Raw genomic sequence first — 21,381 nt, forward strand, 5'->3', positions numbered from 1 at the left:
GGGTCCGCAGCGAGCTTAAGTAAGCCTCATGGATCAAGGGGACGACTGCGAAAGACAAACGGCGAACGCGGAGCTGTCGATCCGCATCGCAGCGGGCATCGGGGCCTTTACCAGCGCTGAATGGGACAGCCTCGGCGGCACTACACGCGGCGATGCAGAAAACGGCTACAACCCACTCGTTTCATTTGCTTTTTTGAGCGCTCTGGAAGATTCCGGCTGCGCTGTTCGGCGCACCGGCTGGCAAGGCCATCACCTGAGGCTGGAAACCGCCCGAGGCAAGCTGCTCGGGGCGGTCCCCTGCTATCTGAAGTCGCACAGCCAAGGCGAATATGTATTCGACCATGGCTGGTCGGACGCATTCGAACGTGCCGGCGGGCGCTACTACCCGAAGCTGCAATGCGCGGTGCCGTTCACGCCCGTCACCGGCCCTCGCCTGCTGGTCGGCAAGGGCGAGGACGGTCCCACCGTCAAGGTCGGTCTTGCGGCCGGCCTGAAGGCGGTGACGGATAAGCTCGGCGTGTCTTCCGCCCATGTCACCTTCGCGCCGGAGGACGATGTCCAGATATTGGCGGCGGCCGGTTTCCTGCATCGCACCGACCAGCAGTTTCACTTCTTCAACGAAGGTTTTTCGAGCTATGACGATTTTCTCGCGACGTTAGCGTCGCGCAAGCGCAAGGCAATGAAGAAAGAGCGGCGCGAGGCGCTCGCCGACGGCATCTCGATCGACTGGCTGACCGGCAAGGATCTGACCGAAAAGGCCTGGGACGACTTTTTCGCGTTCTACATGGATACCGGCAGCAGGAAGTGGGGCCGGCCCTACCTCAACCGCGATTTCTTCTCGCTAATCGGCGAGCGCATGGCCGACGACATCCTGCTGGTTATGGCCAAACGCAACGGGCGCTACATAGCGGGCGCCATCAACTTCATCGGCTCAGACGCGCTCTACGGCCGCAATTGGGGCTGCATCGAGGACCACCCATTCCTCCATTTCGAGGTCTGCTACCATCAGGCAATCGATTTCGCCATCTCGCGCAAGCTGAAGGTGGTTGAAGCCGGTGCGCAGGGCGAGCACAAGCTGGCGCGCGGCTACCGGCCCGTGACAATGCATTCGGCGCACTATATCGCCCATCCAGGTCTGCGCAATGCAGTGGCCGACTACCTCCAGCGCGAGCGGCGCGAAGTCGAGCGGATGAGCGAATATCTGGAAGAGCACACCCCGTTCCGCAAGGACATGGCGGAGTAGGGTAGCGAGCCCAATCGCTCAGCCGCGCGGGCCCGCACGGCCGATGTCGATCGATCGTCTTGCCCGCTCGGAACAGCTTCGCTACACGAGACAGCGACCCAAGAACCGGAGCGCGCGCCATGGCCGAAGCAACCTACGACAGCAGCAACATCTTCGCCAAAATCCTGCGCGGAGAAATCCCTTCGCACCGCGTCTACGAGGATGAAGCGGTCATTGTCTTCATGGATGTGATGCCGCAAGGACAGGGGCACACGCTGGTGGTGCCGAAAGCGCCGTCGCGCAACCTGCTTGACGCGGATCCGGCGGTGCTTGGCCCGCTCTTCGCTCACGTCCAGAAAGTTGCGCGGGCCGTAAAGAAGGCCTTCGATGCCGATGGCGTCACGGTTATGCAGTTCAACGAACCAGCTTCGGGGCAGACTGTCTTTCACCTTCACGTCCATGTCATTCCGCGCTTCGAGGGCGTTCCCCTGAAACCGCACAGCGGACAGATGGAAAAGCCTGAAGTCCTGGCCCAGAACGCCGGCAAGATACGGATGGCGCTGGCAAGCTGAACCGGCGCAAACCGCTCCGGCGGGCGCCGGGTGCTTAACCGGAGGGTGTCACAAAAAAAGCCCCGTTTCCGGGGCTTTTTTACTGGCTGGTTCGTCAGTTCTTACGCGGCAGTTGCGGCACGAGACTGCGCTTGCCGCCGTCCTTACCTTTCGGTTCCGGCTTCTGCGCCAACGCCTTTTTCGCGGCGGGCTTCTTCGCCTTCTTGGCCTTCGGCACGTCGTCCGGCTCTTCCTTCTTCGGCTTCACCGGCGCCTCGTCGGCGAGCGATTCGAGCTTCAGGCCGGTCTCGCCGGTTTCCTTCTTCTCGACGGTGACACGCACCGTGCCGCCCTTCTTGAGCTTGCCGAACAGCACCTCGTCGGCTAGCGGCTTCTTGATGTGCTCCTGGATGACACGGCCAAGCGGCCGGGCGCCCATGCGCTCGTCATAGCCCTTGTCGGCCAGCCATGCGATTGCATCCTGCGACAAGTCGAAGGTCACGCCACGCTCGGAAAGCTGCGCTTCCAGCTGCATGACGAACTTCTGCACCACCTGATGGATGACCGGCACCGGCAGCGAGCCGAACGGAATGATCGCATCGAGACGGTTGCGGAACTCCGGCGTGAACAGCCGGTTGATCGCCTCGACATCGTCGCCTTCGCGCTTGGTCGAACCGAAACCGATCGCCGCGCGCTGCGCATCGGATGCGCCCGCATTGGTGGTCATGATCAGGATGACATTGCGGAAGTCGATCTGCTTGCCGTTATGGTCGGTCAGCTTGCCGTGGTCCATGACCTGCAACAGGATGTTGAACAGGTCCGGATGCGCCTTCTCGACTTCGTCCAGCAACAGCACGCAATGCGGATGCTGGTCGACGCCGTCGGTCAGAAGGCCGCCCTGGTCGAAGCCGACATAGCCTGGAGGCGCGCCGATCAACCGCGAAACGGTGTGGCGTTCCATATATTCCGACATGTCGAAGCGGATCAGCTCCACGCCGAGCGAGGCGGCGAGCTGCTTGGCCACTTCCGTCTTGCCGACACCGGTCGGGCCCGAGAACAGGTACGAGCCGATCGGCTTTTCCGGTTCCCGCAGGCCGGCCCGCGCCAGCTTGATGGCCGAGGTCAGCGCTGTGATCGCGGTGTCCTGGCCGTAAACGACACGCTTCAACTCGATATCGAGGCCTTGCAGCACCTTCTCGTCGTCGGCGGAAACCGTCTTCGGCGGGATGCGCGCCATCGTGGCGATCGTCGCTTCGATCTCCTTGATGCCGATGGTCTTCTTGCGCTTGGCTTCCGGCACCAGCATTTGCGAGGCACCTGTCTCGTCGATCACGTCGATCGCCTTGTCCGGCAGCTTGCGGTCGTTGATGTAACGCGCCGAGAGTTCGACCGAAGCCTTGATCGCCTCGCTCGTGTAGCGGACCTTGTGGAACTCTTCGAAATAAGGCTTGAGGCCCTTCATGATCTCGATGGCGTCCTCGACCGTCGGCTCGTTGACGTCGATCTTCTGGAAGCGCCGCACCAGCGCGCGGTCCTTCTCGAAGAACTGGCGGAATTCCTTGTAGGTGGTCGAGCCGATGCAGCGGATGGCGCCGGACGACAGTGCGGGTTTTAACAGGTTCGATGCATCCATGGCGCCGCCGGAGGTGGCCCCTGCCCCGATCACGGTGTGGATTTCATCGATGAACAGCACGGCGCCGGGATAATCCTCGAGCTCCTTGACGACCTGCTTCAGCCGCTCCTCGAAATCGCCGCGATAGCGGGTGCCGGCCAGCAGCGTGCCCATGTCGAGCGCGAAGATGGTGGCATTGTGCAACACTTCGGGAACGTCGCCCTCGACGATGCGCTTGGCGAGGCCTTCGGCGATAGCCGTCTTGCCGACGCCGGGATCACCGACATAGAGCGGGTTGTTCTTGGAGCGGCGGCACAGCACCTGGATGGTCCGGTTGATCTCGCTCTCGCGACCGATCAATGGATCGATCTTGCCGGCCTTGGCCTTGTTGTTCAGGTTGACGCAATAGGCAGTCAGCGCGTCCTGCTGCTGCTTCTTCTTGCCGCCTTCCTCTTGCGGCTCGGCTCCGCTCTGGCTGCCTTGCTCGTCGTCGGCGCCGCGCGGGGTACGCGTCTCGGAAGCGCCGGGCCGCTTGGCGATGCCATGCGAGATGTAGTTGACCGCGTCGTAGCGGGTCATCTGCTGTTCCTGCAGGAAGTAAGCGGCGTGGCTCTCACGCTCAGCGAAGATGGCGACGAGCACGTTGGCGCCGGACACTTCTTCGCGGCCTGACGACTGCACATGGATCACCGCGCGCTGGATGACGCGCTGGAAACCGGCAGTCGGCTTGGAATCTTCATCGTAGCCGGTGACGAGATTGTCGAGCTCGGTGTCGATATAGGTGAGAACCGTATGCTTCAACTCGTCGAGATCGACGTTGCAGGCACGCATGACGGCCGCCGCCTCGGTGTCGTCGATCAGAGCGAGCAGCAAATGTTCAAGGGTTGCATATTCATGGTGCCGCTCATTGGCGAGCGTCAGCGCTTGGTGAAGCGCCTTTTCCAGGCCTTGGGAGAAAGCCGGCATGTTACCTCACTTCTTCTCCATCACGCATTGCAGCGGATGCTGATTCTGTCGGGCGAAATCCATGACCTGAGACACTTTGGTCTCGGCCACCTCGAATGTATAGACCCCGCACTCGCCCACCCCATGATTGTGAACATGAAGCATTATGCGTGTGGCGGCTTCGCGGTCCTTCTGGAAAAAGCGCTCCAGCACGTGGACCACGAATTCCATGGGTGTGTAGTCGTCGTTAAGAATGAGGACCCGATACAGACTGGGCTTCTTGGTCTTGGTTTTTGTGCGCGTGATGACGGCCGTGCCGCGACCGGCCTCATTGCCGTTGCTGCCGTTCTGCATTCGCACCACGTAGCTCGTGGCAGTCAAACCTGTAGTCACGTAGTCCTGCCTCTTTCGAATCCTCATGCATGCTCGACATGTAGGTGTTCGATGGACGATTTTAAGCCCTTCTGTTTAGCTGACAATATGGCTAGGTGGCCAAACTTGCCCGATTTTTCAAATCGTGAAGACCGTAGGCCCCCGATTTCGAGCTGGCATGAAAAAACCCGGCCGTGCGTTCGCGACCGGGTTTGTCTTTGCAAGCCCAGGGGCCGGCTCGGAATGTTCGTCGAATTTACTTCGCCTTGGCGACGATCGATTCGAACGGCTTGTAAGCTTCCTTGGCGAGTTCGGCATAGAGATCGCCAAGCTTGGTGGCCTCGGTGACGAAGCTCTCATAGGACTGCTTGGCATAGTCGGACTGGATCTCGATCGCCTTGTCCAGCGACTTGGCGGAAAAGAGCTTCTCGACAGCGGCGCTACCGGCTTCGAAGCTTTTCTTGGTGTACTCGCCCGCCTCGGCGGCGATAGCCTGTGCACCCTTGGACAGCGAGGCGAAGCTCTTCAATCCGGTGTCCGCAAATTCCTTGCCGTATTTGCTGAAATCTTCATAGGTCTGGGTCATTTCACGCTTTCCCTTGAACGGTTGCCTTGGACGATAGACGCGCCTTGTCCGGGCCGCGTTGTGCAATGCGTGTAAATATATTGTGCAGTGCACAAAAAGTCAAGATTCCCGCGGCAATGCGCATCGTGAGCTGCCGGCAATCGCTAAGATTCGAATAAAGAGAAGCTCAATCCCGCAGAAAATGGTGAACGCGGCGGTTACCATAAACGGATTGGTAACGCTGCCCGCGTTAGCGTGGCCGAAGGTGAGGCAGGACCCCTTTGCCGCCTCTAAGGCAACGGAAATTCAAAGGAACTATCAGTGCGTAAGGCGTTGTCGGGCTTCGTTTCCAAATCCGCGTCCCCCCTCAAAACGATCATGATCCTCGCCATGGCGCTGAGCTTCGTCGTCGCGGACGCGGCTTCATCCATGGCGGCCAAGTCGGCGGCCATCGTCATCGATGCCAAGACCGGCAAGGTGCTTTATTCGTCGGATGCCGATGGCCGGCGCTATCCAGCCTCGCTTACCAAGATGATGACGCTTTATCTGACGTTCGAGGCATTGGCGAAGGGCAGGATCAACAAGAATTCCCCGGTCGTGTTCTCGGCCAATGCCGCTGCCGAGCCGCCGACGAAGCTAGGCGTCAAGCGCGGCAGCTCGGTCACGGTCGAGACCGCGATCCTGTCGATGGTGACCAAATCGGCAAACGATTCCGCAACGGCGCTTGGCGAGATGCTCGGCGGCAATGAAGCCAATTTCGCCCGCATGATGACCGCCAAGGCGCGGGCGCTGGGCATGAGGGGAACCGTTTTCCGCAACGCCAACGGCTTGCCTGATCCCGGCCAGTTCACAACCGCGCGCGACATGGCGATGCTCGGCATCGCCCTGAGAGAGCATTTTCCGCAATATTACGGCTATTTCTCGCAGCGCTCCTTTCTTTATGGGCGGCAGCGCATCAACGGCCATAACCGTCTGCTCGGACGCATCAAGGGCGTCGACGGCATCAAGACCGGTTACACCCGCGCCTCCGGTTACAATCTGGTCTCCTCGGTCTCGGATGGCGATCGGCGGATCGTAGCGGTGGTCATGGGCGGCAGATCCGGCGGCAGCCGCGACAGCCAGATGGCCGGGTTGATCACTGCCTACATGCCGAAGGCCTCGTCGAGCGGCGGCGGCGTGCTGATTGCCAAGGCTGGCGGTGGCAATCCGATTTCAGCCTTGGCCAAGGTATTTCTACCGAACCATGACGCGCCGACACCGGACAGTAAGCCGAACGACGATGCCGTTGCCTCCCTTGTCGAGGAAAATGCGCCCGTCGTTGAAGAAACCACTCCGGTCGTTCAGGCCAAGAGGGTCAAGACGACGGCCGCGGCGACCGTGGACGACGTGGCGACAGCCCGGGTCGCCGCAGCCTATGCCGAACCGGCGGCAGAGGTCGATCCGGTCAGCACGGCCTCGGTGCCATCCGGCTGGGCAATACAGGTCGCCTCGTCGCCAAAACAGGCCGAAGCGAAGGCTTTCCTCGACAAGGCGACGAAGCAGGCACCCTCCGTTCTGGCCGATGCCTCCGGTTTCACCGTCGCCTTCGACAAGGACGGCGTCACCTACTACCGCGCCCGGTTCGGTGGTTTCGGTTCGAAGACCGCTGCCTGGAAGGCCTGCAACGCTTTGAAAAAGAAGAAGATCGAGTGCTACGCCGTCCAGCAGTAAGCGGCGCGCGAAACGATATCTTTCCCGAAAGTTCTGCGTCGAAGGAGACTAGTTGTGATTGGAGAGCAAGACGTCCTTGGCTTCATTGATCCGCGCCGCCAGGAAAGACGTGCCACCGATATCGGGGTGCAGGCGCTGCATCAGGCGGCGGTGCGCCTTGCGGACATCCGCCGCGGCAGCCCCCGCTTCAAGACCAAGGATCTTGTAGGCCTCCTCCTTAGTCATGGCGCCAGAACCTGGCGCAACACCCAGCCCTTCGCCGTCATTCGCATCAGCGTCTTTGCGCCAGATGGGAAATCTGCCGTCAAGATACGTCTCTAGCAATTGACGGCTCTCCGGATCGCCGGAGAGTTCGCGATAGAGTTGCTGCAATTCGGCACGCCCCATCGAGCCAAGCATCTTGCCTTCATGGCGCCCGGCCAGCACGAGGCCTTCGAGGCCGCCGGTATCGTGATCGAGTTCCATCTCAAGCGCCGCGGTACGAACTGTCGAACGCTTGCCTTGTGCCAGTTTTGCCGCCGGCCGATTCATGCGCATGGAGCCGTACCAGGCGAGCGCAACCGACAGGATCAAGCCGCCGATGCCCTCGCGCCCGACCAGCAGCACGGCGACGCCGACCAGCCCGAGCAGTACAGGTCCAAGCGTTCTCATGCCGCCTGCAAGCTTCGCCGCATCGGCACGCAGGAAGATGGTGAGCATGCCGAGAAGCACTAGAAGCAGCGCTACAAAAGCGATAATTGCGCCCATCAGTTTCCGCCGCCCCGCATATGCTCGATCATCAGCTGGTCTTCCGGTCTGCCCCGAGCCTCCAGTGCTTTCAGCCCGCCGGTGGCAAACACGGCGACAGACGAAAGCAGGCCGGCCAAGGTTGCGGCAGCCCGCCGATCGAAGCGGAACCAGGCCCCTTTCGACAGCCGCGCAATTTCCTTGAACGCCTTTTCCGCGGCGGCATCATCGCCCTCCTGAAAGACGAAGACAGGAACGCCGTGCAGACCGAGGCTGCCGGCTTTTTCGGCCAGATCATCTATGTTTTCTTCCATCGCGTCGCCGATGTAGACCAGCGCGTTGACCTTGGCCGCCGCCGTCTGTTTCAGCGCATGGGCTAGCACCTTGCGTATCTGGGTATGGCCGCTGCGGCAGTCGATGCGCGTCATCAGCTGTTTCAGAGCTTCGGTATCGGTAACGAATGCGGAGGAGCGGCACTCACCAAGGCCGCGAAAATAGACAAGTTGAACCTTGAGCGCCCCAGCCTTGCCGACGGCGTCGAACATCTCGGCCTGCAACGCACAGGCGAGATCCCAGGTCGGCTGGCGGCTCATCGTCGCGTCGAGGGACAGGATCAGCCTGCCTGAACCGGTGGCGGATGCAGCGAGCGTCCTTGCCTGACGGAGAAACGCGTCGATCTCGCCGGTGCTCGATTGAGACTCGACCGGTGCAGGATTGGCCCTTGCAGGCACGGGCTGCTTCTTGTCGCTCATGACATTCAAGATGTGGCGTTGTTCCCCGGCTTGCAAGCCCGGATGAGACAACCTGGAGGACCGATGATGGCAATTGCGTACAAGCACTTCGGCTGGTGGTCTTGGCGTTGCGGTTTCCCGGCGTCAGAGCAGGCCGAGATCGGCAAGCTCTCGCCTGAGCTTCGGCGGCATCTCGATCAGCCCGGCTTTGCCCTTGCCGAGATCGGCCGGCGCGTCCGCCTGCTTTAGGTAGCGCCATCCCTGGAATGCACGGCGCGGTTGCCAGTCAGTGCGCACGACCTCGGGATCGAGGATCAGATGGCAACGGCCGATGCCCTCGTCATCGGTGAAGGGCCGGATTTCGGTGATCAGCTGGCGGCATTGGACATTGCCCTTGATCACCCAGTAGAGCGAGCCGCCGTCGGTAATCTCGACGCCGCGTGTCGGCACCATGCGGGTGGTGTGGTAGTGCTCGGCCGGTTCGCCGGCGCGGCGCCGCTCGTCGAGACGGAAGGCAATCCACTCTTCCAGATCCTCGACGCTGTCACAGCCGACGCAAAGCTTTATGAGATTGAGAGACATCGTTTAAGGTTTAGTCCAGCACGCGAACGCGTCAACGGCCTGATCGACTTCTCCACAGTGGTGGTCCAGGCCGCCAAATTGGCGCTCAGCACTCCACGACATTGACTGCCAATCCGCCAAGGCTGGTTTCCTTGTACTTTTCGTTCATGTCGAGGCCGGTCTGGCGCATCGTCTCGATCGCGGCATCGAGCGGCACGAAATGAACGCCGTCGCCCTTGATGGCCAGCGAAGCGGCGGTCACCGCCTTGACGGCACCAAGCGCGTTGCGTTCGATACACGGCACCTGCACCAGCCCGCCGACTGGATCGCAGGTCATGCCGAGATGATGTTCCAACGCGATCTCGGCAGCGTTCTCGACCTGCTCGGGCGTGCCACCCATGACGGCGCATAATCCCGCCGCAGCCATTGCCGAAGCCGAACCGACCTCGCCCTGGCAGCCGACTTCCGCCCCCGAGATCGAAGCATTGGTTTTGATGATGCCGCCGACGGCCGCCGCCGTCAGCAGGAAATCGCGAATGCTGGGCTGGTCGGCTTCTGGATGGAAATGCAACCAGTAGCGCAGCACTGCGGGCAGAGTGCCAGCCGCCCCATTGGTTGGCGCGGTGACGACACGGCCGCCGGCGGCGTTCTCCTCATTGACCGCCATCGCATAGATCGACAGCCAGTCGTTGGCGAGCAGCGGGTTGGGCCGGTTCTGCTGCCATTGCTCCTGCAGCTTGTCGTGCAGCATCCGGGCACGGCGGCGCACCTTGAGTCCGCCCGGCATGATGCCGTCTTGCGACAGGCCGCGCTCGATGCAGCCCTTCATGGCGCTCCAGATGCCGTCGAGGCCGGCGTCGAGCTCGTCGCGCGACATCTGCGTCTCCTCGTTGACGCGCTTCATCTCGGCAATGGAAAGCCCGCTTTTCGCTGCCATGGACAGCATTTCGACGGCGTTCTTGAACGGATACGGAACCTTCTTGCCTTCGGTTGTCGCCGAGCCCCTTGCTTTCATCCGCTGCAGTTCCTCCTCGGACATCACGAAGCCGCCGCCGATCGAATAATAGACGCGCCTCAGCAGCAACCGGTCGGCGGCATCATAGGCAGAGAAGGCCATGCCATTGGCGTGACCCGGCAGCGGCATCTTGCGATCCAGCACCAGGTCCATTGCCGGGTCAAAACGATAGGACGGATGGCCGGGCGGCGAGATCCGCTTCTCGGCGGCGATGCGAGCGACGATGCCGTCCGCCTGGTCGGGATCCACCGTCTGCGGCGTCTGGCCGGCGAGGCCGAGCACCACGGCACGATCGGAGCCATGGCCGATGCCGGTATAGGCGAGCGAGCCATGCAGGCTGGCCGCGATCCGGTCGACCTTGGCGCCGGCCGGGCGCGGCCAGTCGTCTCCCGCAATCTCGTCGAGAAACCGCCGCGCAGCGGTCATCGGCCCCATCGTGTGCGAACTCGATGGGCCGATGCCGATCTTGAACAGGTCGAAAACCGAAAGGAACACGTGGGCGTTTTCTCCTGGGACCTTGTTGAGGTCTACATATAGGAATTCTCGTGATGTTTTCCGCTGTTTTGAAGATCGCGGCACAGCGCCTGCCGACCTTGTTTGCTCCGGCAGCGACATTCCAGCTTCGGCCATCGAAGCGTCCCCTCCGCCTGTGGTAAAAGCAACGCATGAGCGATTCCTTTCATCTATCGATGGCCGACCTTGCGGCGCTGGGGTTCTTCCTTGCCGCGTGGGTGCTGCATACGCTCGCCGCCGACGGAATGCTGGTCAGCCGCATGTCGCTGACGAGGGCTATGAACGCGCAGCGCGAGGCCTGGATGCGGACCATGGCCGAACGCGAGATCCGCATCGTCGACACCGCTATCATGAGCGGGCTGCAACAGGGGACCGCCTTCTTTGCCTCCAGTTCGCTGATTGCGATCGGCGGCTGTTTTGCCCTGCTCGGCGCCTCCGATCAGGTTCTGACCGTGCTCAGCGACCTGCCGTTTGGCGCCACGTCCTCACGCGCGGCCTTCCAGACGAAGGTGTTCGGGCTGGTGCTGATCCTGGCCTTTTCCTTCTTCAAGTTCGGCTGGGCTTACCGGCTGTTCAACTATTGCTCGATCCTGATCGGCGCCGTGCCGATTCCGCATGGCGAGGCGTCGCGCAATCCGGTCACCGAAACGGCGGTGTGGCGTGCCGCGCGCATGAACATGTTGGCCGGAAAGCATTTCAATTCGGGCCTGCGCGGCGTGTTCTTCTCGATTGGCTATCTTGGCTGGTTCGTCGATCCCGCGGTGTTCGTCCTGTCGACGCTGCTGCTCCTGGCGGTGCTGGTGCGCCGCCAGTTTTTCTCGGCGGCGCGGCAGGCGGTGCTCGGTCAGCCGCCCGGTCCGGGGAAAGGCCGATCGATGCGGCCCGACAGCCAATAGGCGGTGAGCCCTATCCATTCGCGGATCGCAACAGTGGTGACCTCCAGCCAGTCGCCGGGATAAGGCAAGGTGCCGATGCTTTCCTTGCCGGAAGTGCGATAGTCGACCGGCCACGGAACGGTCGAAAAGCCGGCTTTGTCGAACAGCGCCTTGGCGCGTGGCATATGGAAGGCCGAGGTCACCAGCAACCAGGTTTCGCCCGGTTTCGGCGTCACCAGTTCCCTGGTAAAGACAGCGTTCTCGTAGGTGCTGCGGGATTTGTTCTCGAGGATCAGCCGATCGGCCGCCACGCCGAAAGCGGCAAAAAGACGGGGTGCGGTATCTGCATCGCCTTCGCCGCCGCGGAAGGTTTCGATGCTGCCACCGGAGATAACGACTTTCGCTGTCGGAAACCGCCGCGCCAGCACGGCCGCCTCGACCATCCGGTCGCCACTGGAGTTCATTTCATAGCCGCCACGCACCAGATTGACGGCGCCATCCAGACTGCCGCCAAGCACTATGATACCGTCAACCTTTTCCGGCAGCGGCGGCCTGGGGAAGCGCTCCTCCAGCGGATTTAGCATCATGGGGCCGAGCGGGCTCCATGTCGCAACAACAAGGATGAGGAAGGCAAGAGTGCTGCCGACGGCCGCCAATCGCCGCCGGCCGAACATCGCCGCGACCAGCCCCGCCAGCAGCAGGAAGATCGCGAGATTCAACGGCTGAACGAAGAACCAGAGAATCTTGGAGACATAGAAGAACATCCCTCACCCCCTCAGATGAGAAACGATCCTACCACCATTTTTCCGGCTGAAATGTGCCGGCCGCCTGTTCGATGACATGGGCGGTCTGGAACAGCGTTTCCTCGTCGAAGGGCCGGCCGATCAGCTGCAGGCCGAGCGGCAGCCCCTTGGCGTCGAGCCCAGCCGGAACCGCTATGCCGGGCAGTCCGGCCATGTTCACTGTCACCGTAAAAATGTCGTTGAGATACATCTTGACCGGGTCGGCGGCCATGTCCTCGTCGGCGATGCCGAACGCGGCGGAAGGCGTTGCCGGCGTCAGGATGACGTCGACGCCTGCGGCAAACACATTTTCGAAGTCGCGCTTGATCAGGGTTCGAACCTTCTGCGCCTGCAGATAGTAGGCATCGTAGTAGCCGGCGGAAAGCACATAGGTGCCGATCATGATGCGGCGCTTGACCTCGCGCCCGAAGCCGGCAGCGCGGGTCTTTTCATACATGTCGACAATGTCCCTGCCGGGCACGCGCAACCCATAGCGGACCCCGTCGTAACGGGCGAGGTTGGACGAGGCTTCGGCCGGCGCCACGATGTAATAGGCCGGCAGCGCGTATTTGGTGTGCGGCAGCGAGATATCGACGATCTCGGCGCCGGCATCCCGCAGCCAGGCAATGCCTTTCTGCCACAGCGCCTCGATCTCCGCGGGCATGCCGTCGACTCTATATTCCTTGGGGATGCCGACCTTCATGCCCTTGATCGGGCGGCCGATCGCCGCCTCGTAGTCCGGCACCGGCAGGTCGACGGACGTCGTGTCCTTCGGGTCGACCGAAGCCATCGACTTCAACAGGATCGCGGCATCGCGGACGTCGCGCGCGATCGGCCCGGCCTGGTCGAGCGACGAGGCGAACGCTACGATCCCCCAGCGCGAGCAGCGGCCATAGGTCGGCTTGATGCCGACTGTGCCAGTGAAGGCGGCGGGCTGGCGAATCGAACCGCCGGTGTCGGTGGCGGTGGCGCCTGCGCACAGGAAGGCCGAGACAGCTGATGCCGATCCACCGGACGAACCGCCCGGCACCAGTTGGGCATTGTCCAACGTGCGCGCGGTCCTGGTGCCGCCCGCCGAAACGAAGCCACCCTCGCCCTGGTGTGTCGTCGGCATCACCACCGTGTCGAGGCGCGAACGCCGCCACGGATTGATGACCGGCCCATAATACGAGGTCTCGTTGGACGAGCCCATGGCGAACTCGTCCATGTTGAGCTTGCCGAGCATGACGGCGCCATCCGCCCACAGATTGGCGGTGACCGTCGATTCGTAGCGCGGCTTGAAGCCGTCCAGCACATGGCTGCAGGCCTGGGTGTGGACGCCTTCGGTGCCGAACAAATCCTTGATGCCGAGCGGGATACCCTCGAGCGACCCGCCCTCGCCCTTGGCCAATTTCGCGTCGGAGGCCTTGGCCATGTCGCGCGCCTTGTCGTCGGTGACCACGACATAGGCATTGAGCGCCGGATTGGCTCGCTCGATCGCCGATAGATAGGCCTCGGTGATTTCGGTGGCAGTGATCTCCCTGGAGCGCAGTTTGGTGCGGGCCTGCGAAATCGTCAGCTGGGTCAGGTCGGTCATCAGGCAAGGCTCTTTTCGTAAAACACCGACCACTCGGAATCGGGATAATCCAGTACCGGGCCGCAGCGCGAAAAGCCGGCGCGTTCGTAGACGGTCCAGGCGGCGGGATGACGGTCGCCCGTCTCCAGCACCAGACGCTTAAGCCCTTCTTGGCGCGCCAGCGCCTCGATACGCTCGACAATCTTCGCGCCGATCTTGCGGCCGCGATGCGAAGGTCGCGTATACATCCGCTTGACCTCGCCGACCACAGCATCGTGGCGCTTCAGTGCGCCGCAAGCGATGGCAAGGCCGTTATCGCGGGCGATGAAAACGGTCGTGCCGCGATCCGCCATCTGCTCGACGGTCAAATGATAGCAATGGTCCGGCGGCGTCAGCTCCAGCAATGTGGCGTTCAGCTCTTCGACCAGCCCACGCACATCGTCCTGCAGCGGCGTCTCAGCGGCGATGTCGATTGCCATCGGCCTGCTACTCCACGACCTTCGGCACAAGGAAGAAATTCTCTTCGGTCGCTGGCGCGTTGGCGACGATGTCAGCTGCCTTGCCGCCGTCGGTGACGACATCCTGGCGCTTTTTCATTGCCATCGGCGTGACCGAGGTCATCGGCTCGACGCCGGAAACATCGACCTCATTCAACTGCTCGACAAAGCCCAAAATGGCGTTCAATTCGCCGGTCATACGCTCTGCATCCTCCTCGCTCACCGCAATACGGGCAAGGTGCGCGACGCGCTTCACGGTTTTTATATCAACGGACATGTTTGTGCCTCGGGGAAAACCAGCGCTATAGCGGCGCAACGCGTGCCGCGCAACATGCATCGTGCCGACAACTGCCCTATGGCATCGTGACGCCGTCGCAGAGGAAATAACTGCCGCCGTTACCGCTCTGCTCGCCTTCGTCGGCGGCAGGCCGAACCGATACCAGGTCGATCTGCTTCGGGCTCATCTGTGTCAGTGAGAGAACATCGGGAAAGACGTAGCCCGGCTCCTGGCATATAGCGGTCACCGCCCAGCTTGGTGAGCGTGTCGCTTTGGTGATCTGCAGGAATTCACAATTATATTCGATGCTTTCCACCCCATTTGCCGACAGCACGATATTGCCGCCCTCGATCACCGTCTGCAGCGTATCCTTTTTGGTCTGCGCGCAGAGATCCTCCGATTGCAGATAGACCCCGTTGATGAAATCCCCGGCGGCCAGCGCCGGCGACGCGGCAACCAGCATGGAAATGCAAAGAGAATTTCTCAGATCCATGTCGTCATTCCGGTTCGCTGTCGCTACAGCGTAATCGTCTCGCCGATCTTCGGCAACGCCACTTTCACACCCGATCCGTCCAGCCCGGCCACAAACTTATCGGCGGTCTGATCTATCATCGGAAATGTGCCGAAATGAGCGGGAACGACCGTCTCGAACTTGAAGAAACGCTGGCAGGCAAGGGCTGCCACCGCGCCGCCCATGGTGAAGCGATCGCCGATCGGCACGATGCCGATCTTCGGTTCATGCAACTCGTTGATCAGGGCCATGTCGGAAAAGATGTCGGTGTCGCCCATGTGATAAAGGGTCTTGTCCTCGGGGAAGTGCAGGACAAGCCCGCCCGGATTGCCGAGATAGGTATTCTCGCCGCCCTCGCCCGGAAACGACGATGAATGCAGAGCCTGAACGAAGGTGGTGGTGAAGCCGCCGCAATCGACCGTACCGCCGATATTGCCGGGATTGATCTGCTTGTTACCGACGCCCTTGCCGACCAGGTACATGCAAATCTCGAAATTGGCGACCACCATCGCGCCGCTCTTCTTGAGCACTTCGATGGCGCCGCTGATGTGGTCGCTGTGGCCATGGGTGAGCAACACGTGCGTGACCCCTTCGGCCGGCCCTTCCCACCCACCCGTCCACGACGGATTACCGACCAGATAGGGGTCGATGAGGATTTTCGCGCCTTCGATGTCGATTCGGAATGCCGAATGTCCGTACCAGGTCAGTTTCATCAATGCTTTCCTCGATTTTTGCTTCGGTAGAGGATAGAACGCCGACGGCGAAATTAAAGTGCCGCGCACGCTTTGCGCGTATAGGACGTGCGGCGTCGCGGTCAAAGGAAAAGCCATTGGGCATCATCACCATCGAGGAGTTGCCGGCCCGGCTCGGCGGCGGCAAGACCCTGGCCGGTCTCGACCTCGGCGACAAGACGATCGGCGTGGCGGTTTCCGATCGCGGCTTGTCCTTCGCCCACCCGCGCTCTGTCATCATGCGCAGGAAATTCTCCCTCGATGCCGCAGTGCTGCTCGCTCTGCTACAGAAGGAAAATGCCGGCGCCGTAGTGATCGGCCTCCCCATCAATATGGACGGCTCGGAAGGCGCGCGCGCCCAAAAATCTCGCGCTTTCGTGCGCAATATGGCTGGATTGACCGATCTGCCCTTCGTCTTTTGGGACGAAAGGCTGTCGACGGTGGCGGCCGAGCGGACGCTGATCGAGATGGATTTTTCCCGCAAGAAACGCGCCGGCAAGATCGATTCTGCGGCGGCCGCTTTTATCCTCCAAGGCGTTCTCGACCGGCTTCAGGTGCTCGGCGTCGATGCCTGGTCGAAATAACGGTTGCGCATCGCCGTGATCCAGCCACCAATCGCCTTGCGGCGGCGAAATGCCCAGAACCCCGTCAGCAGCAGCCCATCGAACACGCAAGCTTTCGCCACCATGCCCGGAATGAGTGCCGGATCGACGCCGAGCATCTGTCCATAGAGCTGGAAGACGAGATCGTGCAATTGACGGCTCAGCATGACGTAGCCGAAATTGATGTCGTTGAGCGACAGAAAGAACCAGCCCCAAAACAAGAGGAGCGGAGCCGCCCAAAGCGCGAACAAGGTGCGCATCAGCGGTCGTCCCTCGAATCCAGCCGGCCGGAAATGCGGGCAAGCGAGGAATTATGCGCCGCTGCCTTGGCCATGACATGCGCGGCCGCTCGGATGTCCCCGGTCCCTGGAACTGCCGCGGCAACGGCCGACCGCCTCTCGGCGAGCATCGCGACATAGGACGCCAGAAGTGCCGCCAATTGCACCGCGACAACCATGAACAGCCCATTGATGCCTTGCGCGGCGCCGCCGATGACTATCAGCGACAGCACGCCCAAGGCGGAGATGAAGGCGATCCGCACGACGCTGTCGGCAGGTTCCGGGTTGGTCGCGTGGCTGGTCAGTGCTTCAACAAAGGCCCAGCAGAACAACACCGCGACGACAAGCAGTGCCACGGCGAGCGGTGCCACGACGACGGCGTTTTCGAGATCGGCAAATCGAGTGTTCTGGACGGGAACGCCCAGTACGCCAAGGGCCGTCGCCACGCCTCGATTCCCGTCGATGCAGATGAACGCCAGCAGGGCGAAAACGGCCGCCCAATGCAATGCCAGAAAAGAGCTCAGAATATGCCGCATGACGCTCCCGCTTCGCAGGGCAAAGCCGCTCAAGCTGAACAGTCCTTGCCTTAACCATAACATTGGGCTTTGCCACCGGCCGCCGCAATGGAAACCATTCGTTAAGGTTAACGGCCATCCACAGGGGCGCGAGAGCGGCAGCGAATTTGGCAACGGCACCTAGTTGATCGGCGGGTAGAGCGTATCGATGATCATGCGGGCATCATGGCGCGAATCGATCATGCCATAGGTATTGCGCCACTGGCCGGCGAGGCGCGTTTCGACGAAGGCGTCGGCGATCCGCCCTGCCCCCAGCCTGCGAAGCTCTGCCGCCGCCGCCGACAATGCCAATTGCTCGGTCAAGAGCCGCGCCGAGCCCTCGTCGGTTGCAGCGACCTGCATTGCCGCCTTGAGCACGCCGACGGTGCCGCGTCCGCCGGCGCCTAGATCACGGTCGATGCCGGCCAGCACGTCGTCGAACAGGCCTGGCGCGCGGCCGAGCACGCGCAACACGTCGAGCGCCATGACGTTGCCTGAACCTTCCCAGATCGCGTTGACCGGAGCTTCGCGATAGTAGCGGGCGAGCGGCCCCTCCTCGACATAGCCATTGCCGCCGAGGCACTCCATCGCTTCATAGAGCAGCGGCGGCGCAATCTTGCAGACCCAGTATTTGACGACAGGCGTCATGGCGCGGGCGAAGGCCGCCTCGCCGCGGTCGCCGGCCGCCTCGTCGAAGGAGCGCGCCAGCCGGAACGACAGCGCGGTAGCGGCGGCAACGTCGAGCGCCATATCGGCCAGCACACGCTGCATCAGCGGCTGCTCGATCAGATTTGTTCCAAACACCTTGCGGTGGCGCGTGTGGTGGACAGCCTCGGCCAGTCCGGCCCGCATGATCGCCGAAGAGGCGACGGCGCAGTCGAGCCGCGTCAGGGTCACCATATCCATGATCGTCTTTACGCCGGCGCCGGACTCGCCGACCATCTCGCCGATGGCATTGACGAATTCCACCTCCGACGAGGCATTGGAGCGGTTGCCGAGCTTGTCCTTCAGCCGTTGAAAACGGAAGCCGTTACCGGATCCGTCGCCGAGCAAGCGGGGCACGAGAAAGCACGACAGTCCCTCCGCCACCTGTCCGAGCACCAGGAAGGCATCCGACATCGGCGCCGACATGAACCATTTGTGGCCGGTCAGGCGATAAAACCCGCTGCCGGCGCGCTCCGCCTTGGTGACGTTGGAGCGGACATCGGTGCCGCCTTGCTTCTCGGTCATGCCCATGCCGAGTGTCAGCCCTGCTTTTTCGACCGGCGGCTTTTGGCTTTGATCGTACTTGCGCGTCGTCACCCGCGGCGCCCATTCGCGAAACAGCTTCGGGCTGGCCATCAGCGCTGCCAGCGAAGCGCTGGTCATGGTGATCGGGCAGAGATGCCCGGTCTCGAGCTCAGCCGTGAGATAAAAGCGCGCGGCGCGCACCTGGTGGCGACGGCCGATCTCGGCGTCGCCATTCTCCCAGACCGACGAATGCAGCCCGTTGGCAACAGAGCGGCGCATGAGCGCGTGATAGGCGGGATGGAACTCGACCTGGTCGATGCGCCGGCCCTGGCGATCATGGGTCCTGAGCTTCGGCGTCTCGACATTGGCAAGACGAGCCAGCTCCTGCGCCTCATGTGTCAGAACGAAACGGCCAAGCCCGTCGAGGTCCTTACGCACCGGATCGGAAAAGCGCTCGGCAAGCTGGATCAGCAACGGATCGCCCCGCCAGGCGTTGCCGCCGGCCAGCGGCGGCGGCTGGTTGGTCACGTCGTCAGTCACGCTTCGTCCTTATCACCTGAAGGCTGCGAATCCAAAGCCAAGGCGGTTTATAGCCTATGGCTAGCGGCGCGCGACGAAAATACCGGGGAGAACCGATCCAATCCCAAGCCGATGCTTGCAGCCGCGGAGCCTCCCCCCTATAGCAGCGACTTGAGATGACCGACGCATCGTCCCTGCCACTTTATCCCCACCGCCATCTTCTGGGCATCCGCGATCTTTCCCCCGCCGACATCGAGCTTCTGCTCGACCGGGCGGACCAGGCCGTTGCCATCTCGCGGCAATCGGACAAGAAGACATCGACGCTGCGCGGCCGCACCCAGATCAATCTGTTCTACGAAGCCTCGACCCGTACGCAATCGTCGTTCGAGCTGGCCGGCAAACGGCTCGGCGCCGACGTCATGAACATGTCCGTAGCGAGCTCTTCGGTGAAAAAGGGCGAGACGCTGATCGATACTGCGATGACGCTGAATGCCATGCGTCCCGACATATTGATCATCCGCCATCAATCGGCCGGCGCGGCAGCACTTCTTGCCCAAAAAGTCGGCTGCTCGGTGGTCAATGCCGGCGACGGCGCCCATGAGCATCCTACCCAGGCACTGCTCGACGCACTGACCATCCGCCGCGCCAAGGGTCCGCTGTCGAAGCTGATCGTGGCGATCTGCGGCGACATCCTGCATTCGCGCGTGGCCCGCTCCAATATCATCCTGCTCAACGCGCTTGGTGCCCAGGTCAGGGTCGTCGCCCCTTCGACGCTTTTGCCCACCGGCATCGCGAAGATGGGCGTCATCGTCACCCGTTCCATGGCCGAGGGTCTGAAGGACGCCGACGTGGTAATGATGCTGCGCCTGCAGCGCGAACGCATGGAAGGCGCTTTCGTACCGTCGGTGCGCGAATATTTCCGCTATTTCGGCCTCGACGCCGAGAAGCTGAAGGCGGCCAAGGACGGTGCGCTGGTTATGCATCCCGGCCCGATGAACCGCGGCGTAGAGATCGCCTCGGAGATCGCCGACGGCCCGCAAAGCGTCATCCAGGAACAGGTTGAGATGGGCGTCGCCGTACGCATGGCGGTGATGGAAGCGCTGCTCGACCCGCGTCGAAACCACGAGGGTCGGGGCCGATGAGCATAACGGTCTTCAGCCGCGCCCGCATCGTCGACCCATCGCGCGGCATCGATGAGATCGGCACCGTCATCGTCGAAGGGCGCAAAATTGTTGCCGCTGGCAAGGCGGCCTTGAACCAGGGCGCGCCCGAAGCCGCCACGATCATCGAGTGCGCCGGCAAGGCGATCATCCCCGGCCTGATCGATGCGCGTGTCTTCATCGGCGAACCGGGCGGCGAACACCGGGAGACCATCGCCTCGGCCAGCGTGGCGGCAGCGGCCGGCGGCGTCACCTCGATTGTGATGATGCCCGATACCGACCCGGTGATCGACAATGTCGCATTGGTCGAGTTTGTGCTGCGCACCGCCAAGGATACAGCCATCGTCAACATCTTTCCGGCAGCGGCGATCACCAAGGGTCTCGAAGGCCGTGAGATGACCGAGTTCGGCCTGCTCCTCGAAGCCGGCGCGGTCGCCTTCACTGACGGTCGCCACATCATATCCAGCGCGCTGGTGATGCGCCGGGCGCTGACCTATGCGCGCGATTTCGGTGGCGTGATCGCCCACGAAACCCAGGATGCCGATCTCGCCTCGTCAGGCGTGATGAATGAAGGCCTATATGCAAGTTGGCTCGGCCTTGCCGGTATTCCGCGCGAGGCCGAATCCATCCCGCTGGAGCGCGATCTGGCGCTGGCGCGGCTGACCGGCGGCGCCTATCACGCGGCCAAGATCTCGACGGCGATGGCGGCGGCTGCTGTGACGCGAGCCAAGGCCGAAGGCGCCAATGTCACATCCGGCGTGTCGATCCACAATCTGTCGCTCAACGAGAACGATGTCGGCGAGTACCGCACCTTCTTCCGGCTGACGCCGCCGCTGCGCGCCGAGGAAGACCGGCTGGCGATGATCGAAGCGATCAAGGACGGCACCATCGACCTCATCGTCTCCTCGCACGACCCGCAGGACGTCGACACCAAGCGCCTGCCCTTTGCCGATGCTGCGGCCGGCGCCATCGGGCTGGAAACGCTGCTGGGCGCAGCGTTGCGGCTCTATCACAATGGCGACGTGATGCTGCTGCGGCTGATCGAGACGCTGTCGACCGCGCCGGCAAGATTGTTCAGCCTGCCCGGCGGCACGCTGAAACCGGGGGCATTGGCCGACCTTGCGCTCGTCGATCTGGACGAGCCATGGATCGTTAGCGAGAGCGGCATCCGCTCACGCTCGAAAAACACCTGTTTCGAAGGCGCGCGACTGCAAGGCAAGGTCTTGCAAACGATGGTGGCGGGTCGCACAGTGTTTTCGGCCTAGGACGAAGCGGGTGTCACGTCTT

23 protein-coding genes are annotated in these 21,381 nt (G+C 62.2%); 7 read left to right on the forward strand and 16 right to left on the reverse strand.

Annotated elements, in window-relative coordinates:
• Positions 1 to 28: 28 nt before the first annotated feature.
• Entirely contained in the window at positions 29 to 1,243 is a 1,215-nt protein-coding gene (locus NKJ12_RS23975; protein ID WP_352705447.1) for a GNAT family N-acetyltransferase, read from the forward strand.
• 119 nt (positions 1,244 to 1,362) lie between these two features.
• A complete protein-coding gene (locus tag NKJ12_RS23980) occupies positions 1,363 to 1,794 on the forward strand; it encodes an HIT family protein (RefSeq protein ID WP_352705449.1) in 432 nt (143 codons plus the stop codon).
• A gap of 94 nt (positions 1,795 to 1,888) precedes the next feature.
• Here the strand turns inward: NKJ12_RS23980 and clpA are convergent, their stop codons facing one another.
• The 3 genes from clpA to NKJ12_RS23995 form a co-directional block, all read right to left on the reverse strand.
• Complete coding sequence (gene clpA, locus NKJ12_RS23985; RefSeq protein ID WP_352705451.1) at positions 1,889 to 4,351, reverse strand: ATP-dependent Clp protease ATP-binding subunit ClpA; 2,463 nt, start codon at positions 4,349 to 4,351, stop codon at positions 1,889 to 1,891.
• Between the two features lie 6 nt (positions 4,352 to 4,357).
• Positions 4,358 to 4,684: an ATP-dependent Clp protease adapter ClpS gene (gene clpS, locus NKJ12_RS23990; RefSeq protein ID WP_023717744.1), complete on the reverse strand. Its 327-nt coding sequence runs from the start codon at positions 4,682 to 4,684 to the stop codon at positions 4,358 to 4,360.
• A 274-nt stretch (positions 4,685 to 4,958) separates the two neighbouring features.
• Positions 4,959 to 5,288: a phasin family protein gene (locus tag NKJ12_RS23995; protein WP_023674920.1), complete on the reverse strand. Its 330-nt coding sequence runs from the start codon at positions 5,286 to 5,288 to the stop codon at positions 4,959 to 4,961.
• A 300-nt stretch (positions 5,289 to 5,588) separates the two neighbouring features.
• Here NKJ12_RS23995 and NKJ12_RS24000 point away from each other — a divergent pair, with 300 nt between their 5' ends.
• Positions 5,589 to 6,977, forward strand: a complete 1,389-nt coding sequence (locus NKJ12_RS24000) for an SPOR domain-containing protein (RefSeq protein WP_352705453.1) — start codon at positions 5,589 to 5,591, stop codon at positions 6,975 to 6,977.
• 48 nt (positions 6,978 to 7,025) lie between these two features.
• Here the strand turns inward: NKJ12_RS24000 and NKJ12_RS24005 are convergent, their stop codons facing one another.
• From NKJ12_RS24005 to NKJ12_RS24020, 4 genes are all read right to left on the reverse strand, one after another.
• The gene (locus tag NKJ12_RS24005; RefSeq protein WP_352705455.1) at positions 7,026 to 7,724 is read right to left on the reverse strand and encodes a DnaJ domain-containing protein; all 699 of its coding nucleotides are present in this window, start codon (positions 7,722 to 7,724) and stop codon (positions 7,026 to 7,028) included.
• Positions 7,724 to 8,455: a vWA domain-containing protein gene (locus NKJ12_RS24010; protein ID WP_352705457.1), complete on the reverse strand. Its 732-nt coding sequence runs from the start codon at positions 8,453 to 8,455 to the stop codon at positions 7,724 to 7,726. The genes NKJ12_RS24005 and NKJ12_RS24010 overlap by 1 nt, the downstream gene beginning before the upstream one ends.
• A gap of 123 nt (positions 8,456 to 8,578) precedes the next feature.
• Complete coding sequence (locus tag NKJ12_RS24015) at positions 8,579 to 9,016, reverse strand: DUF1489 family protein (RefSeq protein WP_352705458.1); 438 nt, start codon at positions 9,014 to 9,016, stop codon at positions 8,579 to 8,581.
• 85 nt (positions 9,017 to 9,101) lie between these two features.
• Positions 9,102 to 10,505 (reverse strand): L-serine ammonia-lyase, encoded by a 1,404-nt coding sequence (locus tag NKJ12_RS24020; protein WP_352705460.1) that lies wholly within the window; start codon positions 10,503 to 10,505, stop codon positions 9,102 to 9,104.
• Positions 10,506 to 10,675: 170 nt separating this feature from the next.
• Between NKJ12_RS24020 and NKJ12_RS24025 the strand changes: the two genes are divergently transcribed.
• The gene (locus NKJ12_RS24025; RefSeq protein WP_352705462.1) at positions 10,676 to 11,419 is read left to right on the forward strand and encodes a DUF599 domain-containing protein; all 744 of its coding nucleotides are present in this window, start codon (positions 10,676 to 10,678) and stop codon (positions 11,417 to 11,419) included.
• Here NKJ12_RS24025 and NKJ12_RS24030 read toward each other — a convergent pair.
• The 6 genes from NKJ12_RS24030 to NKJ12_RS24055 all read right to left on the reverse strand — a co-directional run bounded on the left by NKJ12_RS24030 (position 11,368) and on the right by NKJ12_RS24055 (position 15,733).
• A complete protein-coding gene (locus NKJ12_RS24030; protein ID WP_352705464.1) occupies positions 11,368 to 12,162 on the reverse strand; it encodes a YdcF family protein in 795 nt (264 codons plus the stop codon). The two genes, NKJ12_RS24025 and NKJ12_RS24030, sit on opposite strands and share 52 nt — an antisense overlap.
• A 28-nt stretch (positions 12,163 to 12,190) precedes the next feature.
• Positions 12,191 to 13,756 carry an amidase gene (locus tag NKJ12_RS24035; RefSeq protein ID WP_352705466.1) on the reverse strand — a complete coding sequence of 522 codons (1,566 nt, stop codon included), beginning with the start codon at positions 13,754 to 13,756 and terminating at the stop codon, positions 12,191 to 12,193.
• A complete protein-coding gene (locus NKJ12_RS24040; RefSeq protein WP_352705468.1) occupies positions 13,756 to 14,214 on the reverse strand; it encodes a GNAT family N-acetyltransferase in 459 nt (152 codons plus the stop codon). Before NKJ12_RS24040 ends, NKJ12_RS24035 begins: the two co-directional genes overlap by 1 nt.
• 7 nt (positions 14,215 to 14,221) lie before the next feature.
• Positions 14,222 to 14,509 (reverse strand): Asp-tRNA(Asn)/Glu-tRNA(Gln) amidotransferase subunit GatC, encoded by a 288-nt coding sequence (gatC, locus tag NKJ12_RS24045; protein ID WP_023674910.1) that lies wholly within the window; start codon positions 14,507 to 14,509, stop codon positions 14,222 to 14,224.
• A gap of 76 nt (positions 14,510 to 14,585) precedes the next feature.
• Positions 14,586 to 15,002 (reverse strand): hypothetical protein, encoded by a 417-nt coding sequence (locus tag NKJ12_RS24050; RefSeq protein ID WP_352705470.1) that lies wholly within the window; start codon positions 15,000 to 15,002, stop codon positions 14,586 to 14,588.
• Positions 15,003 to 15,025: 23 nt separating this feature from the next.
• The gene (locus NKJ12_RS24055) at positions 15,026 to 15,733 is read right to left on the reverse strand and encodes a metal-dependent hydrolase (protein ID WP_352705472.1); all 708 of its coding nucleotides are present in this window, start codon (positions 15,731 to 15,733) and stop codon (positions 15,026 to 15,028) included.
• 116 nt (positions 15,734 to 15,849) lie between these two features.
• Between NKJ12_RS24055 and ruvX the strand changes: the two genes are divergently transcribed.
• Entirely contained in the window at positions 15,850 to 16,335 is a 486-nt protein-coding gene (ruvX, locus tag NKJ12_RS24060; protein WP_352478941.1) for a Holliday junction resolvase RuvX, read from the forward strand.
• Here the strand turns inward: ruvX and NKJ12_RS24065 are convergent.
• The 3 genes from NKJ12_RS24065 to NKJ12_RS24075 form a co-directional block, all read right to left on the reverse strand.
• Positions 16,302 to 16,613 (reverse strand): DUF6105 family protein, encoded by a 312-nt coding sequence (locus NKJ12_RS24065; protein ID WP_352478942.1) that lies wholly within the window; start codon positions 16,611 to 16,613, stop codon positions 16,302 to 16,304. The two genes, ruvX and NKJ12_RS24065, sit on opposite strands and share 34 nt — an antisense overlap.
• A complete protein-coding gene (locus NKJ12_RS24070; RefSeq protein ID WP_352705474.1) occupies positions 16,613 to 17,167 on the reverse strand; it encodes a hypothetical protein in 555 nt (184 codons plus the stop codon). Before NKJ12_RS24070 ends, NKJ12_RS24065 begins: the two co-directional genes overlap by 1 nt.
• A gap of 159 nt (positions 17,168 to 17,326) precedes the next feature.
• Complete coding sequence (locus NKJ12_RS24075; RefSeq protein ID WP_352705476.1) at positions 17,327 to 18,955, reverse strand: DNA alkylation response protein; 1,629 nt, start codon at positions 18,953 to 18,955, stop codon at positions 17,327 to 17,329.
• Positions 18,956 to 19,110: 155 nt separating this feature from the next.
• On the opposite strand from NKJ12_RS24075, the gene NKJ12_RS24080 reads away from it, so the two are divergent.
• Entirely contained in the window at positions 19,111 to 20,076 is a 966-nt protein-coding gene (locus NKJ12_RS24080) for an aspartate carbamoyltransferase catalytic subunit (RefSeq protein WP_352705477.1), read from the forward strand.
• Positions 20,073 to 21,359, forward strand: coding sequence for a dihydroorotase (locus NKJ12_RS24085; RefSeq protein WP_352705478.1), 1,287 nt, complete (start codon positions 20,073 to 20,075; stop codon positions 21,357 to 21,359). The genes NKJ12_RS24080 and NKJ12_RS24085 overlap by 4 nt, the downstream gene beginning before the upstream one ends.
• The last annotated feature ends 22 nt before the right edge of the window (positions 21,360 to 21,381 follow it).

Origin of the sequence: Mesorhizobium sp. M0195 (genome assembly GCF_040322115.1) — a bacterium.
Lineage (GTDB): Bacteria > Pseudomonadota > Alphaproteobacteria > Rhizobiales > Rhizobiaceae > Mesorhizobium.